Annotated in this window: 20 protein-coding genes; 12 read left to right on the top strand and 8 right to left on the bottom strand. The window is 72.5% G+C overall.

What is annotated here, in order from left to right:
• Positions 1-59: 59 nt before the first annotated feature.
• The 5 genes from DVA66_RS01565 to DVA66_RS01545 form a co-directional block, all read right to left on the bottom strand.
• The gene (locus DVA66_RS01565; RefSeq protein WP_114558452.1) at positions 60-2,702 is read right to left on the bottom strand and encodes an N-acetylmuramoyl-L-alanine amidase; all 2,643 of its coding nucleotides are present in this window, start codon (positions 2,700-2,702) and stop codon (positions 60-62) included.
• Between the two features lie 215 nt (positions 2,703-2,917).
• Positions 2,918-3,781 (bottom strand): carbohydrate ABC transporter permease, encoded by an 864-nt coding sequence (locus tag DVA66_RS01560; RefSeq protein WP_114558451.1) that lies wholly within the window; start codon positions 3,779-3,781, stop codon positions 2,918-2,920.
• 1 nt (position 3,782) lies between these two features.
• A complete protein-coding gene (locus DVA66_RS01555; protein ID WP_114558450.1) occupies positions 3,783-4,736 on the bottom strand; it encodes a carbohydrate ABC transporter permease in 954 nt (317 codons plus the stop codon).
• A 13-nt stretch (positions 4,737-4,749) separates the two neighbouring features.
• Entirely contained in the window at positions 4,750-6,078 is a 1,329-nt protein-coding gene (locus DVA66_RS01550) for an extracellular solute-binding protein (protein WP_114558457.1), read from the bottom strand.
• The gene (locus DVA66_RS01545) at positions 6,075-8,036 is read right to left on the bottom strand and encodes a glycoside hydrolase family 127 protein (RefSeq protein WP_114558449.1); all 1,962 of its coding nucleotides are present in this window, start codon (positions 8,034-8,036) and stop codon (positions 6,075-6,077) included. The genes DVA66_RS01550 and DVA66_RS01545 overlap by 4 nt, the downstream gene beginning before the upstream one ends.
• A 174-nt stretch (positions 8,037-8,210) precedes the next feature.
• On the opposite strand from DVA66_RS01545, the gene DVA66_RS01540 reads away from it, so the two are divergent.
• A complete protein-coding gene (locus tag DVA66_RS01540) occupies positions 8,211-9,236 on the top strand; it encodes a LacI family DNA-binding transcriptional regulator (protein ID WP_232821680.1) in 1,026 nt (341 codons plus the stop codon).
• 29 nt (positions 9,237-9,265) lie between these two features.
• Here DVA66_RS01540 and DVA66_RS01535 read toward each other — a convergent pair whose 3' ends face one another.
• From DVA66_RS01535 to DVA66_RS01525, 3 genes are all read right to left on the bottom strand, one after another.
• Entirely contained in the window at positions 9,266-9,784 is a 519-nt protein-coding gene (locus DVA66_RS01535; protein WP_232821679.1) for a GNAT family N-acetyltransferase, read from the bottom strand.
• 84 nt (positions 9,785-9,868) lie between these two features.
• Positions 9,869-10,327, bottom strand: a complete 459-nt coding sequence (locus DVA66_RS01530; RefSeq protein WP_157973767.1) for a hypothetical protein — start codon at positions 10,325-10,327, stop codon at positions 9,869-9,871.
• Complete coding sequence (locus tag DVA66_RS01525) at positions 10,327-11,151, bottom strand: alpha/beta hydrolase (protein WP_232821678.1); 825 nt, start codon at positions 11,149-11,151, stop codon at positions 10,327-10,329. Before DVA66_RS01525 ends, DVA66_RS01530 begins: the two co-directional genes overlap by 1 nt.
• Positions 11,152-11,226: 75 nt before the next feature.
• Here DVA66_RS01525 and DVA66_RS01520 point away from each other — a divergent pair, with 75 nt between their 5' ends.
• The 11 genes from DVA66_RS01520 (at position 11,227) to DVA66_RS01465 (ending at position 22,086) form a co-directional block, all read left to right on the top strand.
• Positions 11,227-11,997: a lysophospholipid acyltransferase family protein gene (locus DVA66_RS01520; protein ID WP_232821677.1), complete on the top strand. Its 771-nt coding sequence runs from the start codon at positions 11,227-11,229 to the stop codon at positions 11,995-11,997.
• Positions 11,990-12,739 (top strand): lysophospholipid acyltransferase family protein, encoded by a 750-nt coding sequence (locus DVA66_RS01515; protein ID WP_114558445.1) that lies wholly within the window; start codon positions 11,990-11,992, stop codon positions 12,737-12,739. The genes DVA66_RS01520 and DVA66_RS01515 overlap by 8 nt, the downstream gene beginning before the upstream one ends.
• The gene (gene macS / locus DVA66_RS01510; RefSeq protein ID WP_114558444.1) at positions 12,729-13,862 is read left to right on the top strand and encodes a MacS family sensor histidine kinase; all 1,134 of its coding nucleotides are present in this window, start codon (positions 12,729-12,731) and stop codon (positions 13,860-13,862) included. The genes DVA66_RS01515 and macS overlap by 11 nt, the downstream gene beginning before the upstream one ends.
• The gene (locus tag DVA66_RS01505) at positions 13,859-14,509 is read left to right on the top strand and encodes a response regulator transcription factor (protein WP_232821676.1); all 651 of its coding nucleotides are present in this window, start codon (positions 13,859-13,861) and stop codon (positions 14,507-14,509) included. Before macS ends, DVA66_RS01505 begins: the two co-directional genes overlap by 4 nt.
• A 58-nt stretch (positions 14,510-14,567) precedes the next feature.
• Complete coding sequence (locus DVA66_RS01500; protein WP_114558443.1) at positions 14,568-15,968, top strand: class II 3-deoxy-7-phosphoheptulonate synthase; 1,401 nt, start codon at positions 14,568-14,570, stop codon at positions 15,966-15,968.
• 386 nt (positions 15,969-16,354) lie between these two features.
• The gene (locus DVA66_RS01490) at positions 16,355-17,278 is read left to right on the top strand and encodes a phosphotransferase family protein (RefSeq protein WP_114558442.1); all 924 of its coding nucleotides are present in this window, start codon (positions 16,355-16,357) and stop codon (positions 17,276-17,278) included.
• 398 nt (positions 17,279-17,676) lie between these two features.
• Positions 17,677-18,336, top strand: coding sequence for a GAP family protein (locus DVA66_RS01485; protein ID WP_157973766.1), 660 nt, complete (start codon positions 17,677-17,679; stop codon positions 18,334-18,336).
• A 30-nt stretch (positions 18,337-18,366) separates the two neighbouring features.
• Positions 18,367-18,807 carry a MarR family winged helix-turn-helix transcriptional regulator gene (locus DVA66_RS01480; RefSeq protein WP_114558440.1) on the top strand — a complete coding sequence of 147 codons (441 nt, stop codon included), beginning with the start codon at positions 18,367-18,369 and terminating at the stop codon, positions 18,805-18,807.
• Positions 18,804-19,457 (top strand): hypothetical protein, encoded by a 654-nt coding sequence (locus DVA66_RS01475; protein WP_114558439.1) that lies wholly within the window; start codon positions 18,804-18,806, stop codon positions 19,455-19,457. Before DVA66_RS01480 ends, DVA66_RS01475 begins: the two co-directional genes overlap by 4 nt.
• 575 nt (positions 19,458-20,032) lie before the next feature.
• Positions 20,033-21,106 carry a DUF418 domain-containing protein gene (locus DVA66_RS01470; RefSeq protein WP_198671386.1) on the top strand — a complete coding sequence of 358 codons (1,074 nt, stop codon included), beginning with the start codon at positions 20,033-20,035 and terminating at the stop codon, positions 21,104-21,106.
• Positions 21,106-22,086 (top strand): hypothetical protein, encoded by a 981-nt coding sequence (locus DVA66_RS01465; protein ID WP_114558437.1) that lies wholly within the window; start codon positions 21,106-21,108, stop codon positions 22,084-22,086. The genes DVA66_RS01470 and DVA66_RS01465 overlap by 1 nt, the downstream gene beginning before the upstream one ends.

The raw sequence follows: 22,086 nt of genomic DNA, 5'->3' as shown, positions 1-22,086 counted from the left end.
CGGTGGCGGGCTGCCCTGCGCGACCTCGCCGACGAGCCCTCCGACGGCGGGGCCGCGCCTCAGTAGTAGCGGACGGTCGCCCGGCCCTGGGCCCAGGTGATGGCGCCGTGCTCGAAGGCGCTGACCCGCGAGCCGTTCGGTCCGGCCTTCTCCGTCGACAGCGGCAGCCCCAGCCGGGACGCCTCGGCGCCCAGCTCGCGGTAGGTGTCGTTGATCCGGCCGTAGACCTCGCGGGTGCGCCCGTCCACCCAGTAGAAGGTGGACTTGGTCAGCCGCTGGACCGGGACGCGCTTCGTGCGGCTGGTCTGCTCCGGTCCGGTGGGTACACCGCGGCCGTACTGGGCCTCCTGGTCGAGTCGGCGGTAGTGGTTGGCGAAGCCGCCGGTGATGGCGGTGGTGCGCCCGGTCCAGAAGGTGCGGCCCTTCTCGAAGTCCTGCACCGGGATGCCCAGGCGGCGGTGCGGTGCCTCGTCGGTGGTGGGCGCACCGAGGGAGGCCCGCAGCCGGCTGTCGGTGCGGTAGGCGTCCCAGAACCCGCCGCGGACCACCCGGGCGCCGTGCTGCTTGGTCCACACGATCGCGCCGTCCTCGAACTCGCTCATCCGCGACCCGTTCGGACCGGCCTGCTCCGTCGACAGCGGCAGCCCGAGCACCGAGGCCTCGGCCCCCAGCTGGCGGTACTTGGTGTTGATGGCGCCGTAGACCTCGCGGGTGCGGCCGTCCACCCAGAACAGGGTGGCCTTGCTCAGCCGCTGGGTGGGCACCCGCTTGGTGCGGCTGGTCTGCTCCGGGCCCAGGGGGATGCCGCGCTCGGCCTGCTGGGCGGCGGACAGCCGGCGGTAGTGGTTGGCGAAGCCGCCGCCGAGAGCGGTCGTCCTGCCGTCCCAGAAGGCGATCCCGGTCTCGAAGTCCTGCACCGCGACGCCGAGCTGCGGGTGCCGACGTTCCGCCGCGCGCGGCGCCCCCAGCAGCTGGCGCATCGTGCTGTCCGCGCGGTAGCTGTTCCAGAAGGCGCCACGGATCTCGTGCGACCCACGGGGCTTGCTCCACACGATCGCACCGTGCTCGAAGGTGTTGGAGCGGGTGGCCGAGGTCGGCCAGGCGCGCTCGTCGGTGGTCGGGAACCCGAGCGCCGAGTGCGCGGTGCCCAGCGCCCGGTAGCGGGTGCGGATGCTGCCGCTGGTCCAGTGCACACCGGTGCGGGGAGAGGCGAAGAGGTCGTGGTTGCGGAACTCCCGCCAGGTGCCGCCGGCGATGGCCTGCTCGGGGGCGACCGGCCAGCCCAGCACGCCGTCCGGGCCGCCCATCGCCTGCCAGCGCTCACCGATCGGGGTGGTCGGTGCGGGCGTGGGGGTCGGCGTCGGGGTGGGCTCGTGCTCGACCGGCCCGTCGATGATGTCCTCGACCCGGTTGCGCAGCCAGCCCATCTTGGAGCGGACGTAGCGGCCCGGGCAGGCGGTCGACATCACGTCGCCGTGCCCGGCGATCCGGTTGATGTACTTGCCGACCAGGGTGACCTTGCCCTGGGGGTCGCGGCCGTGCAGGGAGAGCTTCCAGGCCAGTACCTGCGCGCCCGCCTCCAGCATCACGGCCGGCGCGGCGGCGGTCTCGTAGTTGCCCATGAAGGAGATGCCGACGGTGTCGGTGTTCCAGGAGGTGGCGTGGGCGCCCATGATCGGACGGTCGACGCCGCCGGCCCGGCCCTCGAAGACCTGGCCGTACTTGTCGATGAGGAAGTTGTAGCCGATGTCGCACCAGCCCAGCGTCCGCGTGTGGTAGGCGTAGATGCCGCGCACGACGCCTGCCGACTGCGCCCGGGTGTAGGAGTTCGAGCCCGCGGTGTGGTGCACGATCGCGGCCTGGATGGTGGAGTTCACCCGGTTCGCGCCGCAGCGCCAGCTCTCGTTCGCGCCCCAGCCGGCCCGGCTGATGTAGGCCGGACGCGGGACGGCGCTGCCGGCGGCGCGGGCGGTGCCCGGAGCGGCCTGGCGGGCGAGGACGGACGGGGCCTCGAAGCTGCCGGGGTCGATCAGGGCCACCTCCGGGTCCTCGACCTCGGCACCGCTGACCCGCACCTGGACGCCGTCGGACTCCCCGACGTAGACGGGGTCGGTGCCCGTGCGCTCCTGCCCCGAGACGGCGTCGGAGAGCGGCGCGGTCTGCCAGCTGGACCAGCTGCCGTCGCTGCGGGTGCGGAACTCGACCTCGGGCTCGCCCTCGACGTCCGAGCCGTCCCAGGTGACCCCGAGGGTGGAGAAGGACGGGGTGCTCTCGTCGGTGAGCTCGGCGACCACGGTGTCCTCGTCCACCTCCACGGACCGCTCGCGGGCCTGCCGCGACCGGGCCTGGGCGCTGGCGGTGGGGCTGGGCTCCGGCGACGCGCTGGCCTCGGGGGAGGCGCTGGCGTCGGGGGAGGCACCGGCGTCGGGGGAGGCACCGGCGTCGGGAGAGGCGCTGGCGTCGGGGGAGGCGCTGGGCTCGGGCGAGGCGCTGGCGTCGGGGGAGGCGCTGGGCTCGGGCGAGGCGCTGGCGTCCGGCTCGGTCACCTCCAGGGCCAGCTCGGTGATCTCGACCTCGGCCGCCTCCGGTTCGGCGACGGCGGGGGTGGCGGGCAGCACCGCGACGCAGAGCGCGGCGGCGGTGACCAGGCTCGCCAGCGCGGGCATCAGACGGACGGACAGGGTGCGACGGGGGAAGAGCACGACAGGCCTTTCGGGACGGGCGCGGCGGTGCGAGACGACAGCGACCACGGTGCCGGTCCGGGCGGACCGCGACGACATCCCCCGAGCGCGTGCCCGTCCACCGTGTCGCGGGCACCTGTCGGGCGGGACGGTAGTACGGTTCGCGCCGCACGTCTGCACCGGCGGCCCAGACCCTCAAGGACGGGTTGACCCGCGCGAGGGCGCGCGGTGCCGGCTCAGCCCTTGACGGCGCCGGTGGCCAGACCGGAGACGTAGAACCGCTGCAGCGCGATGTAGAGCACCACGCAGGGGATCATCGCCACCACCGCGCCGGCCACCAGGAAGCCGAAGTTGACCTCTCCGTAGGCGCCCTGCTGCACGTTCACCAGCGCCACCGGCAGGGTGTAGAGCTCCTGGCGGGTGAGGAAGGTGAGCGCACCCAGGAACTCCGTCCAGGAGGCCAGGAAGGCGTACAGCGCCGCGGTCGCGGCCCCGGGCACGATCAGCGGCCGCAGCACCGAGACGATGATCCTGACGGTGCCCGCGCCGTCGACGTGGGCGGAGTCCTCCAGCTCCCGGGGCACCGAGGCGAAGGCGTTGCGCATGACGAACACGCCGAAGGGCAGGTTGACCGTGGTGTAGAAGAGCACCAGCCCGAGCAGGCTGTCGGTCAGCCGCATCGCGTTCAGCTGCAGGTACAGCGGGGTGAGGATCGCCTGGAACGGCACCATCATCGTCACCACCACGAGCCCGAAGAGCACCAGCACCCCGCGGAAGCGGAACCGGGCGAACCCGTAGCCGGCCATCGTCGCCACCACCGCGGTCAGCACGGCGCTGGCGAGCGAGACCACCAGGCTGTTGCCGACGGCGCGCACCAGGTCGGCTGAGACCAGGCCGGCGAAGTTCTCCCCGGTGAGCTGCCAGAAGCTCCCCGCCTGCTCGCCGATGATGGCGGCGTTGGGCTGCACGGAGCGGAAGACCGACCACAGCAGCGGGGTGAGGAAGACCACCAGCGCGAGCAGGCCGCCCACCAGGTAGAGGGTCCGCTTCACCGCGCTCTCGGAGGAGGCGGTCGACAGCGGTGCGGTCAGTGCGGTCATGTCAGTCCCTCTCGCGCAGCAGCCAGAACTGGGCGGCGGTGACCAGTCCGACCACCACCACCAGGACGATGGACAGGGCGGTCGCCGAGCCGAGCTGCAGCTGGACGAAGGCGCGGTTGTAGATGTAGTGGACGACGGTGGTGGTCTCGCTGCCCGGCCCGCCCTTGGTCAGCACGTAGAACTGGGTGAAGGCGAGGAACGAGCCGATCACCGAGATGATCAGGCTCATCGCGATGGTGCGGCGCAGCATCGGCACGGTGATCAGCAGCTCCTGCGACCACCAGCCCGCCCCGTCGAGGGCGGCCGACTCGTAGACCTCCGAGGGGATCGACTGCATCCCCGACATCAGCAGCATCATGGTCAGCCCGGGCACGGCCCAGACCACCAGCACGCTGATCAGCACGGTCGCCAGGGTGCCGTCGACCAGCCAGGCCGTCTGCCCGTCGGTGATCCCGAGCGCCCCGAGCACGAGGTTGATCGCACCGCTGCCCGGCTGGGCCTCCAGCACCACCATGAAGCTGAGGGTGGACAGCCCGACCACGTAGGGCAGGAAGAGCACCGTGCGCAGCAGGGTGGTGCCGCGGCGGCGGCTGCGCACCAGCACCGCCATCAGGTAGCCCAGCACCAGGATCGGGCCGGTGACCAGGGCGGTGTAGAGCAGGGTGTAGCCGATGGCCCGGCCGTAGCCGGCGTCGCTGAGGAGGCGGACGTAGTTCTCCGCGCCGATCCAGCGCACCTCACCGATCAGCGGCCAGCTGGTGAACGAGATGACCAGGGCGAAGGCGAGCGGCACCAGCACGAACACGGTGACGAAGGCGACCGCGGGGGCGACGAGCACCAGACCCGTCCGCGGCGGGTGGGTGAGGGAGTCCGCCTCGCGCACCGCGCGCCGGCCGCGCCGGACGGCGGGCTCGGCGGTGGCGGCGGAGACGGCGCTGGCTCCGGCACTGCTCATCGGGGGTCCTCTCTCACACCTGGGCCTGGCTGAGGATGGCGTCCCAGCCCTGCTGGCCCTCGGCCAGCGCCCCCTCGAGGTCGCCGTCGAAGACGGCACGGCGGAACATCTTCAGCCAGGGCCCGTCGGGCTGGTTGTAGATCAGGTTGTAGGCGAGCGTGGTGGGGGCGTAGCCCGCGTCGAGGTTGTCCAGCGGGACGGTGGCCAGCGGGTAGGTCTCGCGGAAGCGGTCGTCGGCGACGTCGGAGCGCACCGGGGTGTAGCCACCGGCCGGCAGGTCGAACTGCTGGGGCAGGTCCAGCGCGTAGCGGATGAACTCCCAGGCACCGGACGGGTTGGCCGCCCCACGCGGGATGCACATGTTGTCGCCGCCGTCGAAGAAGGCGCCGCCGCCGTCCGGGCCGGGCAGCAGCCGGGAGGTGATCCGCTCGGGAAAGGCCGGGTCCTCCGCGGAGGTGACGCAGACGGAGTAGTTGGAGGGGAACATGCCCACCGTGCCGCCGCGGAAGTCGCTGCCCCAGCGGCTGGCGTCGTCGGAGAAGCAGGCTGACGGCGCCAGCTCCTCGGTCCAGATCGTGCGGTACAGCTCGAGCATCGCCCGCACCGCGGGATTGTCGGCGATGTCACCGCGCTGGGCGCCCACCTCGCCGGCGATGAAGTCGCGGTCGGCGGCCCACACCATCGGCTGGACGACGAAGCCCAGCGCCCCGGAGCTGTTGCCGGGGAAGCTCCAGGCCCAGGTGTCGGGGCCGAGCGCGCGCAGCGCCCGGGCGGCCTCGAGCAGCTGGTCGAAGCCGGAGACGGCGGTGTCGGGGTCGACGCCGGCGGCCTCGCACAGGTCGAGGTTGAACCACAGCAGGGAGTTGTCGGCCAGGTAGGGCACGCCGTAGGTGCGTCCCTCCCGGGTCGCCAGCGCCAGGTGGCCGGGGCTGAGCGCCTCGGCGAAGGGCAGTGCGGCGATGAGGTCGGTGAGGTCGACGAAGGCGTCGCGGTAGATGAACAGCATCGAGTTGATGTCGTCGATGTCGACCACGTCGGGCACCTGGCGACCGCGGATGGCGGTGGCCAGCTTGGTGACGTACTGGCCGTCCAGCACCGGGGTCAGCTCCACCGTGAGCCGGTCCTGGCTGGCGTTGAACCCCTCGACCAGGGCGGTCAGGCCCTCCTGCGTGGCGGCCCGGCACCACACCCGGACGGTCCCGGTGGCGTTCTCGCCGAAGCCGGGGGCGCTGGTGTCGGGTGCGGGCAGCACCGAGCTGCAGCCGGTCAGCCCGAGCAGCCCGGCGGCCCCGGCGCCCGCACCCGCCCCCAGCAGCCGGCGGCGGGAGAGCCGCTGGCTCACGACGGCGTCCCGCCGGGCGCGCCCAGCGGCACCCACACCCGCATGGCGTCGATCTCGCGGTTGGCCCAGGCGTAGTAGGGGATGGCCACCAGGTCGACCTCGTCGCCGGGCACCGGCGCGCCGCCGTCGACCGGCCACGGCCAGGGCCGGTACTCCTCCGGGGCCCGGGCGGGGCGTCCCCGCAGGGTGAGGGTGGTGACGCCCTCCAGCAGCCCGGGCTGGTGCTCGACCCGGGCGTCGGGGCCGGGGACGAGGGTGATGTCGTCCAGCTCGACGCCGGGCTCCTGGTCGGCCTGCTCGAAGGCGTAGACCAGCGGCCCGCGCTCGAGGGCGACGCAGCCGCGGACGGCGTCCACCCGCGGGTGGGCGGTGACCGTGCGCACCGTCAGCGGCAGGTCGAGCAGGACCACCTGCCCGGTCTGCCAGTCCCGCTCCAGCTCGACGTAGCCGCCCGGCGTCGCCGGCCCGGCCTCGGTGCCGTCGACGGTGACGGTGGCGCCCTCGGCCCAGGCGGGGACGCGGAGCCGAAGCGTGCTGCGCCCGGTCGACCGGGTCACCTCCAGCCGGACCTGGCCCGACCAGGGGTAGTCGGTGGTGAGCTCCAGCCCGAGCTCGTCGCCGTCCAGGGTGGCGGTGGCGTACTGGTGGACGCTCAGCACGCCGGGGGCGGTGCTGGCCAGCAGGCCGGCCAGCCCCGACATCGTCCGCATCACGTTCGGCGGGCAGCAGGCGCAGGCGAACCAGCCGCGCCGCCCGTGCGCGGGGCTGCGGTTCTCGTCGGGACGGGAGCCGCCGCGCAGCTGCAGCGGGTTGACGTAGAAGTACTCGGTGCCGCGCAGCGACACCCCGGCCAGGAAGCCGTTGAACAGCATCCGCTCGACGGCGTCGCCGTAGCGGGCCTCACCGGTGGCCAGCAGCATCCGCCAGGCCCACTGGATCCCGCCGATGGCGGCGCAGGTCTCGGCGTAGGCCCGGTCCGGCGGCAGCTCGTAGGGCTCGCCGAAGGCCTCCCAGTCCCAGCGCGAGCCGAGCCCTCCGGTGAGGTAGGTCTTGGTGGCCCACATGGTCGCGAACTGCGCGTCCAGCGTGGACAGCAGGGCGGTGTCGCCGGTCTCGGTGGCGAGGTCGGTGGCGCCGGCGGTCAGGTAGACGGCGCGGACGGCGTGGCCCTCCACCGTGGTGGCCTCGCGCACCGGCACCCGGTCGGAGAAGTAGGTCGGCTCCTTGCCGTAGGAGGCCATCAGCCCGTGCCCGCGGGCGTCGACGAAGTACCGGGCCAGCTCGAGGTAGGCCTGGGTGCCGGTCTCGCGGTAGAGCTCGACCAGGGCCATCTCGATCACCGGGTGGCCGTCGACGTCGTGGCGGCGGTCCTCACCGAACGTCTCGACCAGGTGGTCGGCCAGCCGCACCGCCACCTCCAGCAGCTCCCGGTCGCCGGTGCAGCGGACCTGGGCGACCGCGGCCTGGATGAGGTGCCCGGCGCAGTAGTGCTCGTGGCTCCAGGGCAGGTCGGCGTAGCGCCCGGCCTCGCCGCTGCGCAGCTGGACGACCGAGTTGAGGTAGCCGTCCGGCTGCTGGGCCGCCGCCACCAGGGCGGTGACCTCGCGCTGGCGCTCCAGCAGGTCCTCGGCGGGATCGCGGGCGTACTCCCAGGCCACCGCCTCCAACCACTTGTAGACGTCGGAGTCGGCGAACACGGGGCCGATCGCCTCGCCGCCGTCGTCCCCGCTGCCGGGGCGGCCGGCGGCCAGGCGGAGGTTGTGCAGGTTGCCGGCCCGCTCCAGCTGCTCGTGCCCCACCCGGACGGCCTCGGCCCCGGCGCGCTGCCGGTCGGCCCAGAAGCCGCCGGTGATCCGGGCCCGGTCCAGGCCGAGGGGGTGGGAGGTGACGGTCGCCGCGTCGGTGGGGCGGGCGGGGCTCTGGCCGGTGCGGACCACCGGGGGAGCGTCGCTGCTCATCTGCATCCTTCGTGAGTGGAGGAAACGTCGGAACACGTTTTCCTTGGTCAGGCTAGGAAGGCGCCCGGGTCGGCGTCAACCCCTCGGACGGGCGTATCTGACGTCGCGGACGGGCTGCGAGCCGACGGGAGGGCCCGTGTAGCATGAAGCACCCCGGAACGCCGGGAACGGTCCGTGCCGGGAGGAGGCCCCGTCATTCCCACCTCAGCCACCGGGGCGCGCGCTCCGCGGATCACCGACGTCGCCGCACTCGCCGGGGTCTCGCCCGGCACCGCGTCGAAGGCGCTGAACGGCACCGGGTCGCTGCGCGCGGAGACCCGGGACCGGGTCCGCGAGGCGGCCCGCCAGCTCGGGTTCACCCCGGACTCGCGGGGTCGATCGCTCTCCTCGGGACGCAGCTACGCCGTCGGGCTGATCACCACCGACAGCTCAGGGCGCTTCAGCATCCCGGTGATGACCGGGGCAGAGGACGCCCTGAGCGCCGGTGAGCTGATGCTGCTGCTCTGCGACACCCGCGACGACCCGCTGCGCGAGCGGCACTACCTGCGCACGCTGGCCGCCCGGCGGGTGGACGGGCTGATCGTCACCGGACGCCGGACCGAGCCGCGCGAGCCGGTGCAGGTGGGCGTCCCGGTGGTCTACGCCTTCAACCCCTCCACCGACCCCGAGGACATGTCGGTGGTGGTCGACGACCGCGACGGCGCGGTGCAGGCGGTGCAGCACCTGCTCGGCCTGGGCCGGCGACGGGTCGTCCACCTGACCGGGCCGCAGCGCCACCGCAGCGCCGGCGACCGCGCCGCCGGTGTGGTGGAGGCGGCCGGGTCGTCGCTGGCCGCGGAGCCCTGGTTCGGTGAGTGGAGCGAGCGGTGGGGGCGGCAGGGTCTGGACCTGGCGCTGCGCCGGGTGCCCGACCTCGACGCCGTCGTCTGCGGCAGCGACCAGATCGCCCGCGGGGTCTGCGACCGGCTGCGCGAGCTCGGACGGTCGGTGCCCGGCGAGGTGGCCGTGACCGGCTTCGACAACTGGCCGGTGATGGCCGAGGCGAGCCGGCCGCCGCTGACCACCGTCGACCTCGAGCTGACCGAGCTCGGCCGGAGGGCCGCGCAGCTGCTCATCGACGCCATCGACGGGCGGCCGCACCGGGGCCTGCTCCGGCTGCCGACCCGGCTGGTCGCCCGCGCCTCGACGCTGGGGGAGTGAACGGGGCCTGGTGGGGGTGCGAGCAGGTCCTACCGCGTGGTTGCTCGAGTCGAGCCGAGCTGCTTGGTGAGGTAGGCGAGGGTCCAGCTCCACTCCGGACGGGTCTCGCGACCCACCTCCCGGTAGCCGAGCGCTTGGTAGAAGGCCATGGCTGCCGGCTGGTGGGTGGACGTGTCGAGGAACGCCTCGGTGAACCCGAGCTCGAGCGCCCGTCGTTCCACCGCTCCCATCAGTCGGGCTCCGACGCGCTGTCGCCTCACGGCCGGGTGCACCCTCACCCGCAGCACCTGAGCCTGGCCACGCTCGTTGGCCCGGAACCCGGCCATCCCGACGAGGTCCCCGGCCAGCTCGGCGACGAGGAAGTCCCCACCAGCGGCGATGAAGGTGGCATGGATGTCGGCGAGGTCGGGGAAGGCGGGTGGAGGGCAGAACAGCGGCTGGAGGCGCAGCGGCACCGAGGGGTCCTCGGTGTCGCCCCGGTGCGGGATGTCGTTGAGGGCCCAGACCGTGGGGGCGTCTGCAGCGCGATACCTGCGGATCGTCAGCACCGGCTCAGCCTCGCAGCCGCCCGGCGCACAGGTCATCGCCTCGTGGGCACAGACGGTGCGCTGTCGCCCGGGTGGTCCTGACCGCTACAGCTGGGCGCCGCTGCCGCGGTCGTCGTGACCGCGGTGCAACCGGGTCATCAGCAGCCCGAAGCCGAGCACGAAGGCGGCCACCGCGGCGTAGCCCACCGGGGTCGGGAAGCGCAGCCCGAGCAGCACCAGCAGCAGCACCACCACGGTGAAGGTCATCAGCGCCGCACCGACCAGGGCCGGCAGCGACAGCGAGCCCCAGGGCACCGGGGTGAGCGGCGGCTTCTCGAAGTGGCCCTCGTCCTCCTCCTCGTCCGGCTCCGGTTCGGCCTCCTCGTGGCGGAACAGCGGGTGGTCCTCGGCCCAGGCCGACGGGTCCCGCCGGGGGAGGGACGGCTCCGGCTCGGGTGGGGTCTCGGGCTCGGGGGCGTCCGGCACCTCGACCGTCCAGCCGGCGGTCATCTCGGCGAAGACGCGGTCGAAGTCGGCCGGCTCGCGCTGGTCGCGCTCGGGCATCACACCGCCTCCTGCCGCTCCGGACGCCGGTGTGCGGCGATGAACTCCTCCGTGCGGGCGAACACCAGCGGGGCGTCGTGGTCGAGGGTGGCGACGTGGTAGCTGTGCTCGAGCACCACCTCCTCGACGTCGCTGGAGGCGACGCCGGCGAGGATGATCCGGGCCGAGCTCGGGTCGACCACCCGGTCGGTGCGGGAGCGGAGCAGCAGCAGCGGCTGGTGGACCCGGCCCAGCTGACCGCGCACGTCGGCCCACAGCTCCAGCACCGAGCCCAGCGCCCGCAGCGGCGTCCGGGGGTAGCCGCACTCGTCCACCCCGGGTTTGCTGATGTCGTTGCCGATCGCGCCGACGGTGCTGGTCACCCGGCGCAGCAGCGGCAGCGCGGCCAGCCGCCGGTCGGTGCTGTTCACCGCCGGGTTGACCAGCACCAGCCCGCTGACGTCGGCGCCGTAGCGGGCCGCGACCCGCAGCGCGAGCGCACCGCCCATGCTCAGCCCGACCAGGAACACCTGGGCGCAGGAGCGGCGCAGCACGTTGAACTCCTGCTCCACCGCGGCGTACCAGTCGGTCCAGGTGGTCTCGGCCAGGTCGCGCCAGTGGGTGCCGTGACCGGGCAGCCGGGGCAGCGCCACCGTGCGTCCCGCCCGGGCCAGGTGCTCGGCGAAGGGGCGCATCGAGGCCGGCGAGCCGGTGAAGCCGTGGCACAGCAGCACCCCGACCCGGTCGCCGTCGGCGTGGAACGGCGCGGCCTCGGGACGGACGGGGTGGGGCTCGACCACCGCCGGGGTGGCTCGGGGGAGCCGGCGCTGCCTGCTCGGACGCACACCGCGATGGTAGTCGTCGCCGCGGCCCGCCCTCGCCCGGCCGCCGACCACTAGGATCGCCGACCGGGAGGTCTCGTGCTCAGCTACACCCTGTTCAGGTCCCTGCTCTTCCGTCCGGTCGCCCGGTTGCTGTGGCGACCCTGGATGGAGGGGGTGGAGCACCTGCCGGCGTCGGGCCCGGTGATCGCGGTCAGCAACCACGTCTCCTGGGGCGACACCATCGTCACCCCGGTGATGCTGCCCCGGCAGATGACCTTCCCGGCGAAGTCGGAGATCTTCGAGACCAAGGGCAAGGGCCCGGTCGCGCGGGTGGTGGCCTGGTTCCTCCGCTTCGTCGGGATCCAGCCGATGGACCGCTCCGGCGGCCGGGCCAGCGTGGACAGCCTGCGCGCCGTCCAGGACCACCTGGCCGAGACCGGGCTGGTGCTGGGCATCTACCCCGAGGGCACCCGCTCCCCGGACGGCCGGCTCTACAAGGGCAAGACCGGCGCGGCCCGGCTGGTGCTCAGCGGCGACGCCGTCGTGCTGCCGATCGGGGTGGTGGGCTCGCAGATGCACCGCGGCCCGTTCGGCATCCCGATGATGCACCGTCCCGGGGTGCGCATCGGCGCCCCGCTCGACTTCTCCGAGCTGCGCTCCACCCCCCCGAGCCGGGAGGTGCTGCGCTGGGTCACCGACGAGATGATGGCCGCCATCCAGGAGCTCACCGGCCAGACCTACGTCGACGTCTACGCCAGCTCGGCCAAGAACGGCTCGCTGAGCGCGGCCGAGCTGGACGCCAAGGTGCTGCCCCGTCCCGGCGCCGGCACCCCGCGGCCCGAGCTGCCGGAGCCCTCCGGTGGCTGAGCCGCCTCCCGACCCCGGCGGGTCGGAGGAGGACCAGCCCTCCCGGGCCACCGGGCGGGGGCTGTACGCGCTGCTGCGTCACGTCCTGCTCGGCCCGGTCGTCACCCGGGTCTTCCGCCCGGTGGTGGAGGGTGAGCACCACGTGCCACGGCACGGGCCGGCGATCCTGGCCGCCAACCACCTGTCCTTCTCCGACTGGGTGTTCCTGCCGATGGCGATCGACCGGCGGATCACCTTCGTGGCCAAGTCGGACTACTTCACCGGCGGCGGCGTCAAGGGCTGGGCGCAGCGGCGGTTCTTCGCCGGCACCGGCCAGGTGCCGATCGACCGGTCCGGTGGAGCGGCCTCCCAGACCGCGCTGCTGGCCGGGCTGAAGGTGCTGCGCCGCGGCGAGCTGTTCGGCATCTTTCCCGAGGGCACCCGCTCCCCGGACGGCCGGCTCTACCGGGGCCGCACCGGTGTGGCCCGGCTGGCGCTGAGGGCCCGGGTGCCGGTGGTCCCGGTCGGCCTGGTCAACACCGACGTCATCGCCCCACCCGGGCGGGTGCTCAGCCGGGTGGTCTCGCCGGTGATCCGCTTCGGCGCCCCGCTGGACTTCAGCCGCTACCAGGGGATGGACGACGACCGGTTCGTGCTCCGCTCGATCACCGACGAGGTGATGTACGCGGTGATGGAGCTGACCGGCCAGGAGTACGTCGACGAGTACGTCACCCGCGGCGGGCAGGGCCCCCATGGCCGCTGAGGTCGTCGAGGTCCGCGAGGTGTTCCGGGGCTACGCCGCGGTCCGGCTGGCGGCGGTGCTCTACGTCGTGGTGGTGGACGCCGCCCGGCTGCCGAGCGCGGCCCACCCGCTGCTGCTGGGCATCGTGATGATGGTCGTCGTGGTGTGGACCGTGCTGGCGCTGTGGTGCTACGCCGTCCCGGCCCGGCGGCGTCCCTGGGTGTTCGCCACCGACCTCGGGCTCACCCTGGTCCTCGTGCTGTCCGGGCCGGCGGTGCTCGGCCCCGCGCACGCCGGCACCCACCTGTCGGTGGTGGCGCTCTGGCTGGCCAGCGCGGCGATGGCGCTGACGCTGTGGGTCAGCTGGGTGTGGGGCACGCTGGCGGCACTGCTGACGGCCGCGGTCGACGTGGTCGCCACGGCCAACACCGACGTCACCACCTGGGACGGCGAGATCGGGTTCGTGCTGCTCACCGGGGCGGTCGGCTTCCTGGTCACCACGCTGCGCCGCTCGGTCCGCGAGCGGGACACCGTGATCGCCGAGGCGGCGGCCGTCCAGGAGCGGGAACGGCTGGCGCGGGTGGTGCACGACGGCGTGCTGCAGGTGCTGGCCCTGGTCGAGCGGCAGGCCCCGGCCTTCGGGGTGCGCGGGGAGCGGCTGGCCGCCGCGGCCCAGGAGCAGGAGATCGCGCTGCGCCGGCTGCTGCTCGACAGCGACCGCCCGCCCGGCGGACAGATCGACACCACCCACACCGACCTCGCCGCGATGCTGGACCGGCACTCCTCGCCGACCGTGACGATCTCCACCCCCGGCGGGCAGGTGGTGGTGGACGCCGAGCGCGCGGCCGAGGTGGACCAGGCGGTCTCGGAGGTGCTGACCAACGTCCGCCGCCACGCCGGCCCCAGCGCCCGGGCCTGGGTGCTGCTGGAGCGCGACGGCGACGAGCTGGTGGTCAGCATCCGCGACAACGGTGTGGGCGGTGAGCGTGATGCCTTCGAGGACGCCGCCGAACGCGGCCGGTTCGGCGTCCGGCACTCGATCCTGGGCCGGCTGCGCGACCTGGGTGGCACGGCGATCCTGCGGACCGCGCCCGGCCGCGGGGTGGAGTGGGAGCTGCGGATCCCCGAGGAGGTGCGACGGTGACCCGGGTGATGCTGGTCGACGACCACCCGATGTGGCTGGAGGCGCTGGGCAGCGACCTGGAGGAGGCCGGGTTCGAGGTGGTCGCGACCGCCGCGAACGGGGCGGAGGTGCTGCGGCGGGCCCGGGCCACCCGGCCCGACGTGGTGGTGATGGACCTGCAGATCCCCGGTCCGGACGGCGCCTCCTGCACCGAGGAGCTGCTGCGGGTGCTGCCCGAGACCCGGGTGCTGGTGATCTCGGCCAGCGGGGAGCGTGAGGACGTCCTGCGCGCGGTCAAGGCCGGGGCCCGCGGCTACCTGGTGAAGTCGGCCTCGCCGGAGGAGCTGCTGGACGGCGTCCGGCGCACCGCCGAGGGCGATGCGGTGTTCACCCCGGGGCTCGCCGGGCTGGTGCTGGGGGAGTTCCGCCGGATGGTCAGCCGGGCGGAGGAGCACGACGACCAGGGCCCGGCGCTGACCGCCCGCGAGGTGGAGGTGCTGCGGCTGGTGGCCAAGGGGATGGCCTACCGCGAGATCGCCGACACGCTCTACGTCTCGCACCGCACGGTGCAGAACCACGTGCAGAACGTGCTGCGCAAGCTGCAGCTGCACAACCGGGTCGAGCTGGCGCTGTACGCCATCGAGCGCGGCATCTCCGCCCGGGACTGAGCGTGGCGGCACGGGTCCATCCCGTGGCCGCGGGTGGGCCGGGCTGGGGTTCGGTCGTATGTTGTGCTGCGTGTCCGATCGCATCCCGTCGCTTGAGGAGCTGCACGCGCTGAACCCGGCGCAGCAGCCGACGTACCCGGACCCGGCAGCGGTCAAGTCGGTGGTGGAGGAGCTGCGGCTGCGTCCGCCGCTGGTCTTCGCCGGTGAGTGCGACGACCTGCGTGGGCACCTGGCCTCGGTGGCGGCCGGGGAGGCCTTCGTGCTGCAGGGCGGGGACTGCGCCGAGACCTTCGACGGCGTCACCGCCGCCAACATCCAGGGCAAGCTGCGCACCCTGCTGAGCATGGCGGTGGTGATGACCTACGCCGCCCAGGTGCCGGTGGTGAAGATCGGCCGGATCGCCGGGCAGTACGCCAAGCCGCGCTCCAAGGACACCGAGACCCGCGGGGACGTCACCCTGCCGGCCTTCCGCGGCGACGCCGTCAACGGCTTCGACTTCACCCCCGAGGCCCGCACCCCCGACCCGCGCCGGCTGCTGGACGTCTACAACGCCTCCGCGGCCACGCTCAACCTGTCCCGGGCGCTGCTCGGCGGCGGGTTCGCCCACCTGCGCAGCGCGCACAGCTGGAACGCCGACTTCGTCCGCACGGCCGGGGTGAACGAGCGCTACGAGCACCTGGTGGCCGAGATCGAGCGGGCGCTGGCGTTCATGGTCGCCTGCGGCATCGACGACGACGTCTTCGGCACCGTCGACTTCTACGCCTCCCACGAGGCGCTGCTGCTGGAGTACGAGCAGGCACTGACCCGGATCGACTCCCGCACCGACCGGCCCTACGACGTGTCGGGCCACATGCTGTGGATCGGCGAGCGCACCCGGCAGCTGGATGGGGCCCACGTCGAGCTGCTGCGCCACGTCCGCAACCCGATCGGGGTGAAGCTCGGGCCGACCACCACCGGGGAGGACGCGCTGGCGCTGGCCGACGCCCTCGACCCGGACCGCGAGCCGGGCCGGCTGACCTTCATCACCCGCTTCGGTGCGCGGAAGATCCGCGAGGGGCTGCCGCCGGTGATCGAGGCCGTGCAGGCGTCTGGTCGCACCGTCACCTGGATCTGCGACCCGATGCACGGCAACACCTTCGAGGCGGCCGGCGGCTACAAGACCCGTGCCTTCTCCGACGTGGTCGAGGAGGTGGACGGCTTCTTCGACGTCCACGACCGGCTCGGCACCTGGCCGGGCGGGCTGCACGTCGAGCTGACCGGCGACGACGTCACCGAGTGCGTCGGTGGTGCCGAGCTGCTGGCCGAGGCCGACCTCGGCACCCGCTACGAGACCGCCTGCGACCCGCGGCTCAACCGCAACCAGTCGCTGGAGCTGGCCTTCAAGGTGTCGGAGCGGCTGACCGACGGCCGGATCAAGCGGGTGAACCCGGTGCAGGACTACACCCCGATCAACTTCTAGCAGGCGGGTCGCCGCGCCGATCGCGGCGGACATCCGCTGTCAGTCAGGCTCGATCCGTCCAACCCGACGACGGCGCCGCTCTCGGATGCGATCCAGATGGTGTCGTCCGACATCACCGGAGCCCCCGCCTCCTCCATTCTCCGACTCGCTGCAGAGCGGCGCGAACGTTGGCGGGTTGCGGACGGATCCTGAGCACCTCGTCGTGCCCGATGGCGCCAGGGACCTGATGTGGTTCGAGGGACGGTTGGTGGTCGCGGGAGCCGACACGCGGGCGGGGAGGGGAACGGCTGCGGCTGGACCTGTCGGCCATCGTTGCAACGAGGGCCGGAGGCTGTCGCTAGGTTGACGAGGTGAACCCTGGTCACAGGCACCCGAAGGAGCTCACGATGCTCCTCACCGAGGCGGGTCTGCCGGAGGCGGTCGCCCTCGATGCGGTCGACGATGACGGCGAGGGGCTGGACAACCAGCTTTGGAGGGTGACGCTGCAGGACGGATCGACGGTGCTCCTGCGACAGAGCAAGGTCCTGTCGCCATCACCCAGGACCCGTGTCGACTTCCTCCGTCACAACGGCGTACCGGTACCTGTTCTGCACGCTGCTGATGACACCGGCCATGCCCTGTGGGAGTACGTGCCAGGTGCCACCCTCGCCTCGTCGGTCGAACAGGGCGTCGCCACCGAGAGCATGTGGGCCCGCACCGGTCAGGCGTTCGCCGCCGTCCACGCCGCCGAGTTCCCAGCTCCGCTCCAAGGAGCGATCACCCTCGACGGAGTGGATCTGCGGCCACTCGACCCGGTCGAACAGCTTCTGACCCGCATCGAGGCCAGCCGATCCTGGGCAGCGGACCACCTCGAGCAGGCAGAAGCCCTCCTCGACCGCGTCACCGCCTTCGTCGACGCGAACAGCCACCGCATCCGTGCCGAGCGACCCGCGGTCACCCACGGCGACACCAATCTGCTCAACATCATCGTCGACGACCACTCGGTGTCGCTGATCGACTGGGACTACCCAGCCGTCCGCTACCCGCTCGACGAGCTGTCCGCCCTTGATGAGCATGCCCATCTCCACGGGCTTGACGGCTTGCCGTCGGCCTTCTTCACCGGCTACGGCAGACCCGTTGCACCCGACCTGCTGTTCGCCTACCGGGCCGTCGGGTGCCTCGGTTGGCTGCGCAGCGACGAGTGGCTGTCCTGGCAGTCCGATCCCGGTCTTCCCGAGCCGGCCCAGCACCGGCTGAGGCACTGGCACTCCCGGCTCCTCACCTGGGTGACCGAGGAGTTCCCTCGTGCGGCGCAGGACCTGCTTGCGTGACAGGCGGTTGGCTCAGCTGGGCGAACAGTCATCGTCTCGATGGACACCTGTCCCCGGTACGGGGTCGGATGGCGATCACGCAGCTGCGCGGCTGCCCACTCAGTGTTGTGGAGGCTGCCGAGGCGACAGCAGCCGTTCGCAGCTGGATCGAAGCACGGTTCCCACACCGCCTCACCGACGATCGTTTCCGAGCCGGGCGTGTGACGAGAGCTCGACGTCCTGAGACGGGGGTCGTGCACACGACGACCGGCCTTCAGGACGGGTGCGACAGCCAGGTGGTGTCGGAGAAGGAGTGACCCCTTCCCGAGCCATGGCAGCCGGACCCGGTGCAGATAGTGATCCTGCTATATAGTGTTGTATGCTCACAATAAGCCGGTGGGCTGGGAGGTGGGTGTGACGTGCGCAGCGAACTGGTGATCGCGCTCGCGGGTCTGGCGTTGCTGGACTCGCTCAACACCTCGACGCTGTTCATCGTCATGGTGGTGCTGCTGAGTGCGCGGGATCCGGTACGGGCCGGTGTCGCGTACGCGGTGGGTGCCGTGCTGGCCTTCCTCGGTCTGGCCGTCGCCCTGTACACCGGTGCCTCGGCGGCTGAGGCGGTGGTGTCGGACATGGCGCGGTGGCTACGCCGGGGCACCTTCGCGCTGCTGGCGCTGTGGCTGCTCTTCCTGGCCTACAAGCGGCTGCGGGACCGACCGCGCAAGCCGTTCCTGCTGCCGGGGTGGTTCAGCCCGCTCACGGCCGCGCCGATCGGGGTGGCGGCCACCGTGGCGGACCTGCCCAACGCCTTCCCGCTGTTCCTGGCCGTCGAGCGCCTGGTGGCGGCCGACCTCGACACCCATGTGGGGGTGCTGGCGCTGTGTGGTTACACCGTCCTCTACGCCCTGCCTGTGGCGGCGCTCCTCCTGCTGGGGGCCCGTCGCGGTGCCCGGGTGCGGGCCGGGATGCAGCGCATCACCGACCGCTTCCTGTCCGGGGTGGCTCGTCGCAGCATCCCCCTGGCGGTCGGCTTCACCCTCGCCGCCACCGCTTCGGCTGCCGTCGCCCTCGTCGTCTAGCCCACCTACCGCCGCAGGAAGGACCGCCCCGTGAGAAACGAGCAGCTGCTCGACACACTGCTGGCGCTCACCGACGCCCTCGCCACCGACATGACCGGCGTCCTCAGCCGACACGGCCTGACCACCCCACGAGCCCACCTCCTGTGGACCCTGCACCACGGCGGCCCGGCCAAGCAACGCGACCTGGCCGCCGCGCTCGGGCACAGCCCGCGCCACATCACCACCCTGGTCGACGAGCTCGTCGCCGCCGGTCACGTGCTGCGCCGGGACCACCCCACCGACCGCCGTGCGGTGCTGGTCGAGCTGACCCCGAAGGCCGTCGACCTGCTCCACGCCATGGCTGACTCCCACGTGCAGCTGGCCGGGCAGCTGTTCGGCCACCTCGACCCCGAGGAGCGCGACCAGCTCGGGAACCAGCTGGCCGAGGTCGTGGAACGGGTGACAGCCCTGATCGCGGCGGAGCAGCCGTGAGCACCACGACGACGACCGGGGTGCGGCCGGTTCCCAGCCCCGGCCCCCGTGGCCGGTACCTGCTCAAGCGCGCCACCGGGATGGAGGCTGCCGGCTGGGCCAGCATCGCCCGAGTCCTGGCCCGGCGGCCCTCGGTGCCGCCCGGCGCCACCGGGATCCGCTACGACGCATCGTTCCGGGGGACGCTGGTGGCGTTCCTGTGCGTGAGCGTGGTCGAGGTGGTCGCGGTCGACCTGATCACCCACGACTGGCCCTGGATCCGGTTCCCCCTGCTGGTCCTCGGGATCTGGGGAGTGCTGTTCATGCTGGGCATGCTGCTGGGCTACGTCACCCGACCGCACGCGGTCGGCCCTGCAGGCATCCGGCTCCGCAACGGCGGCGAGGTCGACCTCGACCTACCCTGGGAGGTGATCCGCTCGGTGACACCACGCCGGCGCCGGGTCCCCGACGCGCCCACCTTCTGCCTCAGCGGCGCACCCGAGCAGCAGACCCTGCACCACGTGGTCGAGGGACGTACCGACATCGAGATCGCCCTCGAGCGCCCCGTCACCCTCCAGCTGCCCCAGGGCCCGGTCACCGTCGTCCGGGTGCACCTGGCCGTGGACGATCCCCGCGTCTTCGCCGACGCCGTCCGCCGCCACATCCCCTGAGCCCCACCACCTAGCCCTGAGCCCCACCACCGAGGCAGCGCAGACAGACACCCGGGTCAAGCCGTCACATGGTCCTGGATCGGGTTGGCATGAACACGACGGCTATCCGGGGTGACCTCCGGACAGGTCGACATGCCATGGCGGTGACAGGGACGTCCGGACGGCTGGCTCATGAACAACCGCCACTGAGCAGACGAGATGCGGCCGCCGGGCGGCCGGAGAACGGCGCTCCCTGGGCGCCGAGCCCCAGAGCAGCAGTCCGGCGGCGGCCACGGCGAGGTCGGGGCGATCACGACGACCCCGATCCCTACGGCGGCGACCGCCGAGCTGGTCCGCATGGTGGGGGCGTCGATGTGGTCGATGAGCCGACCGCTGACAGTCGCCCCGTCCCGAACCTCTCGATCTTTTGATTGACCGATCAGACAAACGATGCCAGGCTCGGGTCGAGGAGGAGTTGGCCGCAGTCGGGGAGGAGTGATCGCTTGCGACCGTCTGGCCGAGCGCGGCTGATGAGCGCTGTCCGCCCGACCACGCTGGTCGAGAGAGCCTTGGGGCCTGATCTCGCCCGCGGTGTGATGCTGCTGTTCATCGCCCTCGGGAACGCGCACTACTTCCTGCGTGGTGGCGCCTACCTGGGGGGCTTTCCGCTGGGTGGGTCCGCGGTGGATCGAGCGGTGGCGTGGTTGGTCGCCACCGTGGTCGACGGCCGGTCGTACCCGATGTTCGCGCTGCTGTTCGGCTACGGGGTGGCGCACATCGTGCGGCGGAACGCCGCCTCGGGCCGCCCTGCGACTCGTCGACTGCTGTGGCGTCGCAGCGGCGTGCTGGTAGCCGTCGGGGTGCTCGACGGCTTCTTGTTCTTCTCGGGAGACATCTTGGCGGCGTACGGGGTGCTGCTGCTCGTCGGAGCGTGGGCGGTGTTCTGGCGGGACGCCTGGCTGCTCGCGATCGCCACCGCGTTCTTCGCCGTGGTGTCGCTCCCGGGCGGGTTCAGCACCGAGGGACCCGGAGGGTCGTTCCTGCCGACTGACGTGCCGTCGATGCTGATCGCCCGTGCCGGGGACGTGATGACGGTCGCCTTGGCGGGGCCCATCGGCTTCGTCTGCCCCTTCCTCGTGGGTGTGTGCGCCGGTCGACCTCGGCTGCTCGAACAGCCGGCGGCGCGCCGGCGCCTGCTGAGGCTGGTCGCGGTCGCAGGCATCGGGCTCGCGATCGTCGGTGCGCAGCCGGTCGCCCTGGCGGTCGCGGGTGTCACGGCTGTTCCCGAGGGGGCCGACCTCGCGATGGCCGGTGCGATGCACACCGCGACCGGTGTCCTGGGCGGGTTCGGGTACGCAGCGCTCCTCGCCCTCGTCGCCGACGGGATCTCCGCTCGCCGCGGCCCCGTGGTCCGCGCTCTTGCAGCCACTGGTCAACGATCGATGACGTGCTATCTCGTGCAGTCGCTGGTGTGGGCCGTGGTCTTCACCCCGTTCCTGCTCGACCTGTCCGATGCCCTCAACATCGCTTCGACCGCTCCCCTCGCCATCGTGGTGTGGCTGAGCACCGTGGTCCTCGCCGACCAGCTGGACCGCCGAGGGCACCGCGGACCGTTCGAGTCCTTGGTGCGTCGTCTGACCTACGGACGACCCTCTGTGGAGGTGGTGTGATGCTCAGGGTGCGTGGGGTCTCCTATCTCGTCGACAGCGCCCAAGTCGACGATGCCCGCCGCGATCTCACGGCGATCGTCGAAGGGCTCCACTGCAACGCCGTCATGCTGGTCGGCGCCGACATCGACCGCCTGGTCTCGTGCGCGCAGATCGCCGTGGGACTCGGTCTGGAGGTCTACCTGCGACCCGACGCCACGGACCTGCGCCCAGACGCGATGCTGCACCGGCTCGCCGACGTGGCCCGACGGGCCGGGACGATCCGGGGTCAGCACCCGGACTCGATCACGCTCCTGGTGGGGAGCGAGTTCTCCCACACGGTTGCCGGCGTCGTCCCGGGCCCCCGTTCGTTCATCCGCCTCCAGGTGGTGCTGCGGCTCCGACGCCTGCTGCGACGTCGAGTCCGCCGACGCCTCGAAGCACTGCTCGCCCGGGCAGCAGCCGTCGCCCGTGAGAACTTCGATGGCCCGCTCGGCTACGCCGCCGCCGCATGGGAGGACGTCGACTGGACGCTGTTCGACTTCGTCGGGGTGAGCCTCTACCGGTCGGCAGGCAACCGTGCCGGCTACCGCGAGCAGGTGCGTAGGCTCGCGACAGACCACGAACCGCCTCTGCTCATCACCGAGTTCGGATGCGGAGCCTTCGCCGGAGCAGATGACAGGGGCGCGGGCTCCTTCCAGGTCGTCGACTGGTTCTCCGATCCGCCGAGGATCCGTGGTGACGTCGCGCGCGACGAGTCCGTGCAGGCCACGTATCTGACTGAGCTCATCGACCTCTACGACGCCGAAGACGTCCACGGCTGCTTCGTCTTCACCTACGCCATGCCGGACTACCCACGTCGCACTGATCCCGCCCATGACCTCGACAAAGCGGGATTCGGACTCGTCTGCACCGACGGCAACGGTGGAGAACCCCAGCGCAAACAGGCGTTTGACGCCGTCGCCGGACGGTTCGCCGCGATCGCATCCCGAGAGGGGCGCTGA

It is taken from the genome of Desertihabitans aurantiacus (assembly GCF_003344635.1).
GTDB classification, from domain to species: domain Bacteria; phylum Actinomycetota; class Actinomycetes; order Propionibacteriales; family Propionibacteriaceae; genus Desertihabitans; species Desertihabitans aurantiacus.
The sequence above is the reverse complement of the archived record's forward strand: the minus strand, read 5'-3'. Positions and strand labels throughout refer to the sequence as shown.

Bases quoted from the DNA above. Each gene is read 5' to 3' on its own strand.
- DVA66_RS01530 (WP_157973767.1), bottom strand. From the start codon at position 10,327: ATGCCCGAGCGCGACCAGCGCGAGCCGGCCGACTTCGACCGCGTCTTC.
- DVA66_RS01545 (WP_114558449.1), bottom strand. From the start codon at position 8,036: ATGAGCAGCGACGCTCCCCCGGTGGTCCGCACCGGCCAGAGCCCCGCC.
- macS (WP_114558444.1), top strand. From the start codon at position 12,729: ATGGCCGCTGAGGTCGTCGAGGTCCGCGAGGTGTTCCGGGGCTACGCC.
- DVA66_RS01560 (WP_114558451.1), bottom strand. From the start codon at position 3,781: ATGACCGCACTGACCGCACCGCTGTCGACCGCCTCCTCCGAGAGCGCG.
- DVA66_RS01500 (WP_114558443.1), top strand. From the start codon at position 14,568: ATGTTGTGCTGCGTGTCCGATCGCATCCCGTCGCTTGAGGAGCTGCAC.
- DVA66_RS01555 (WP_114558450.1), bottom strand. From the start codon at position 4,736: ATGAGCAGTGCCGGAGCCAGCGCCGTCTCCGCCGCCACCGCCGAGCCC.
- DVA66_RS01490 (WP_114558442.1), top strand. From the start codon at position 16,355: ATGCTCCTCACCGAGGCGGGTCTGCCGGAGGCGGTCGCCCTCGATGCG.
- DVA66_RS01465 (WP_114558437.1), top strand. From the start codon at position 21,106: ATGCTCAGGGTGCGTGGGGTCTCCTATCTCGTCGACAGCGCCCAAGTC.
- DVA66_RS01470 (WP_198671386.1), top strand. From the start codon at position 20,033: ATGCTGCTGTTCATCGCCCTCGGGAACGCGCACTACTTCCTGCGTGGT.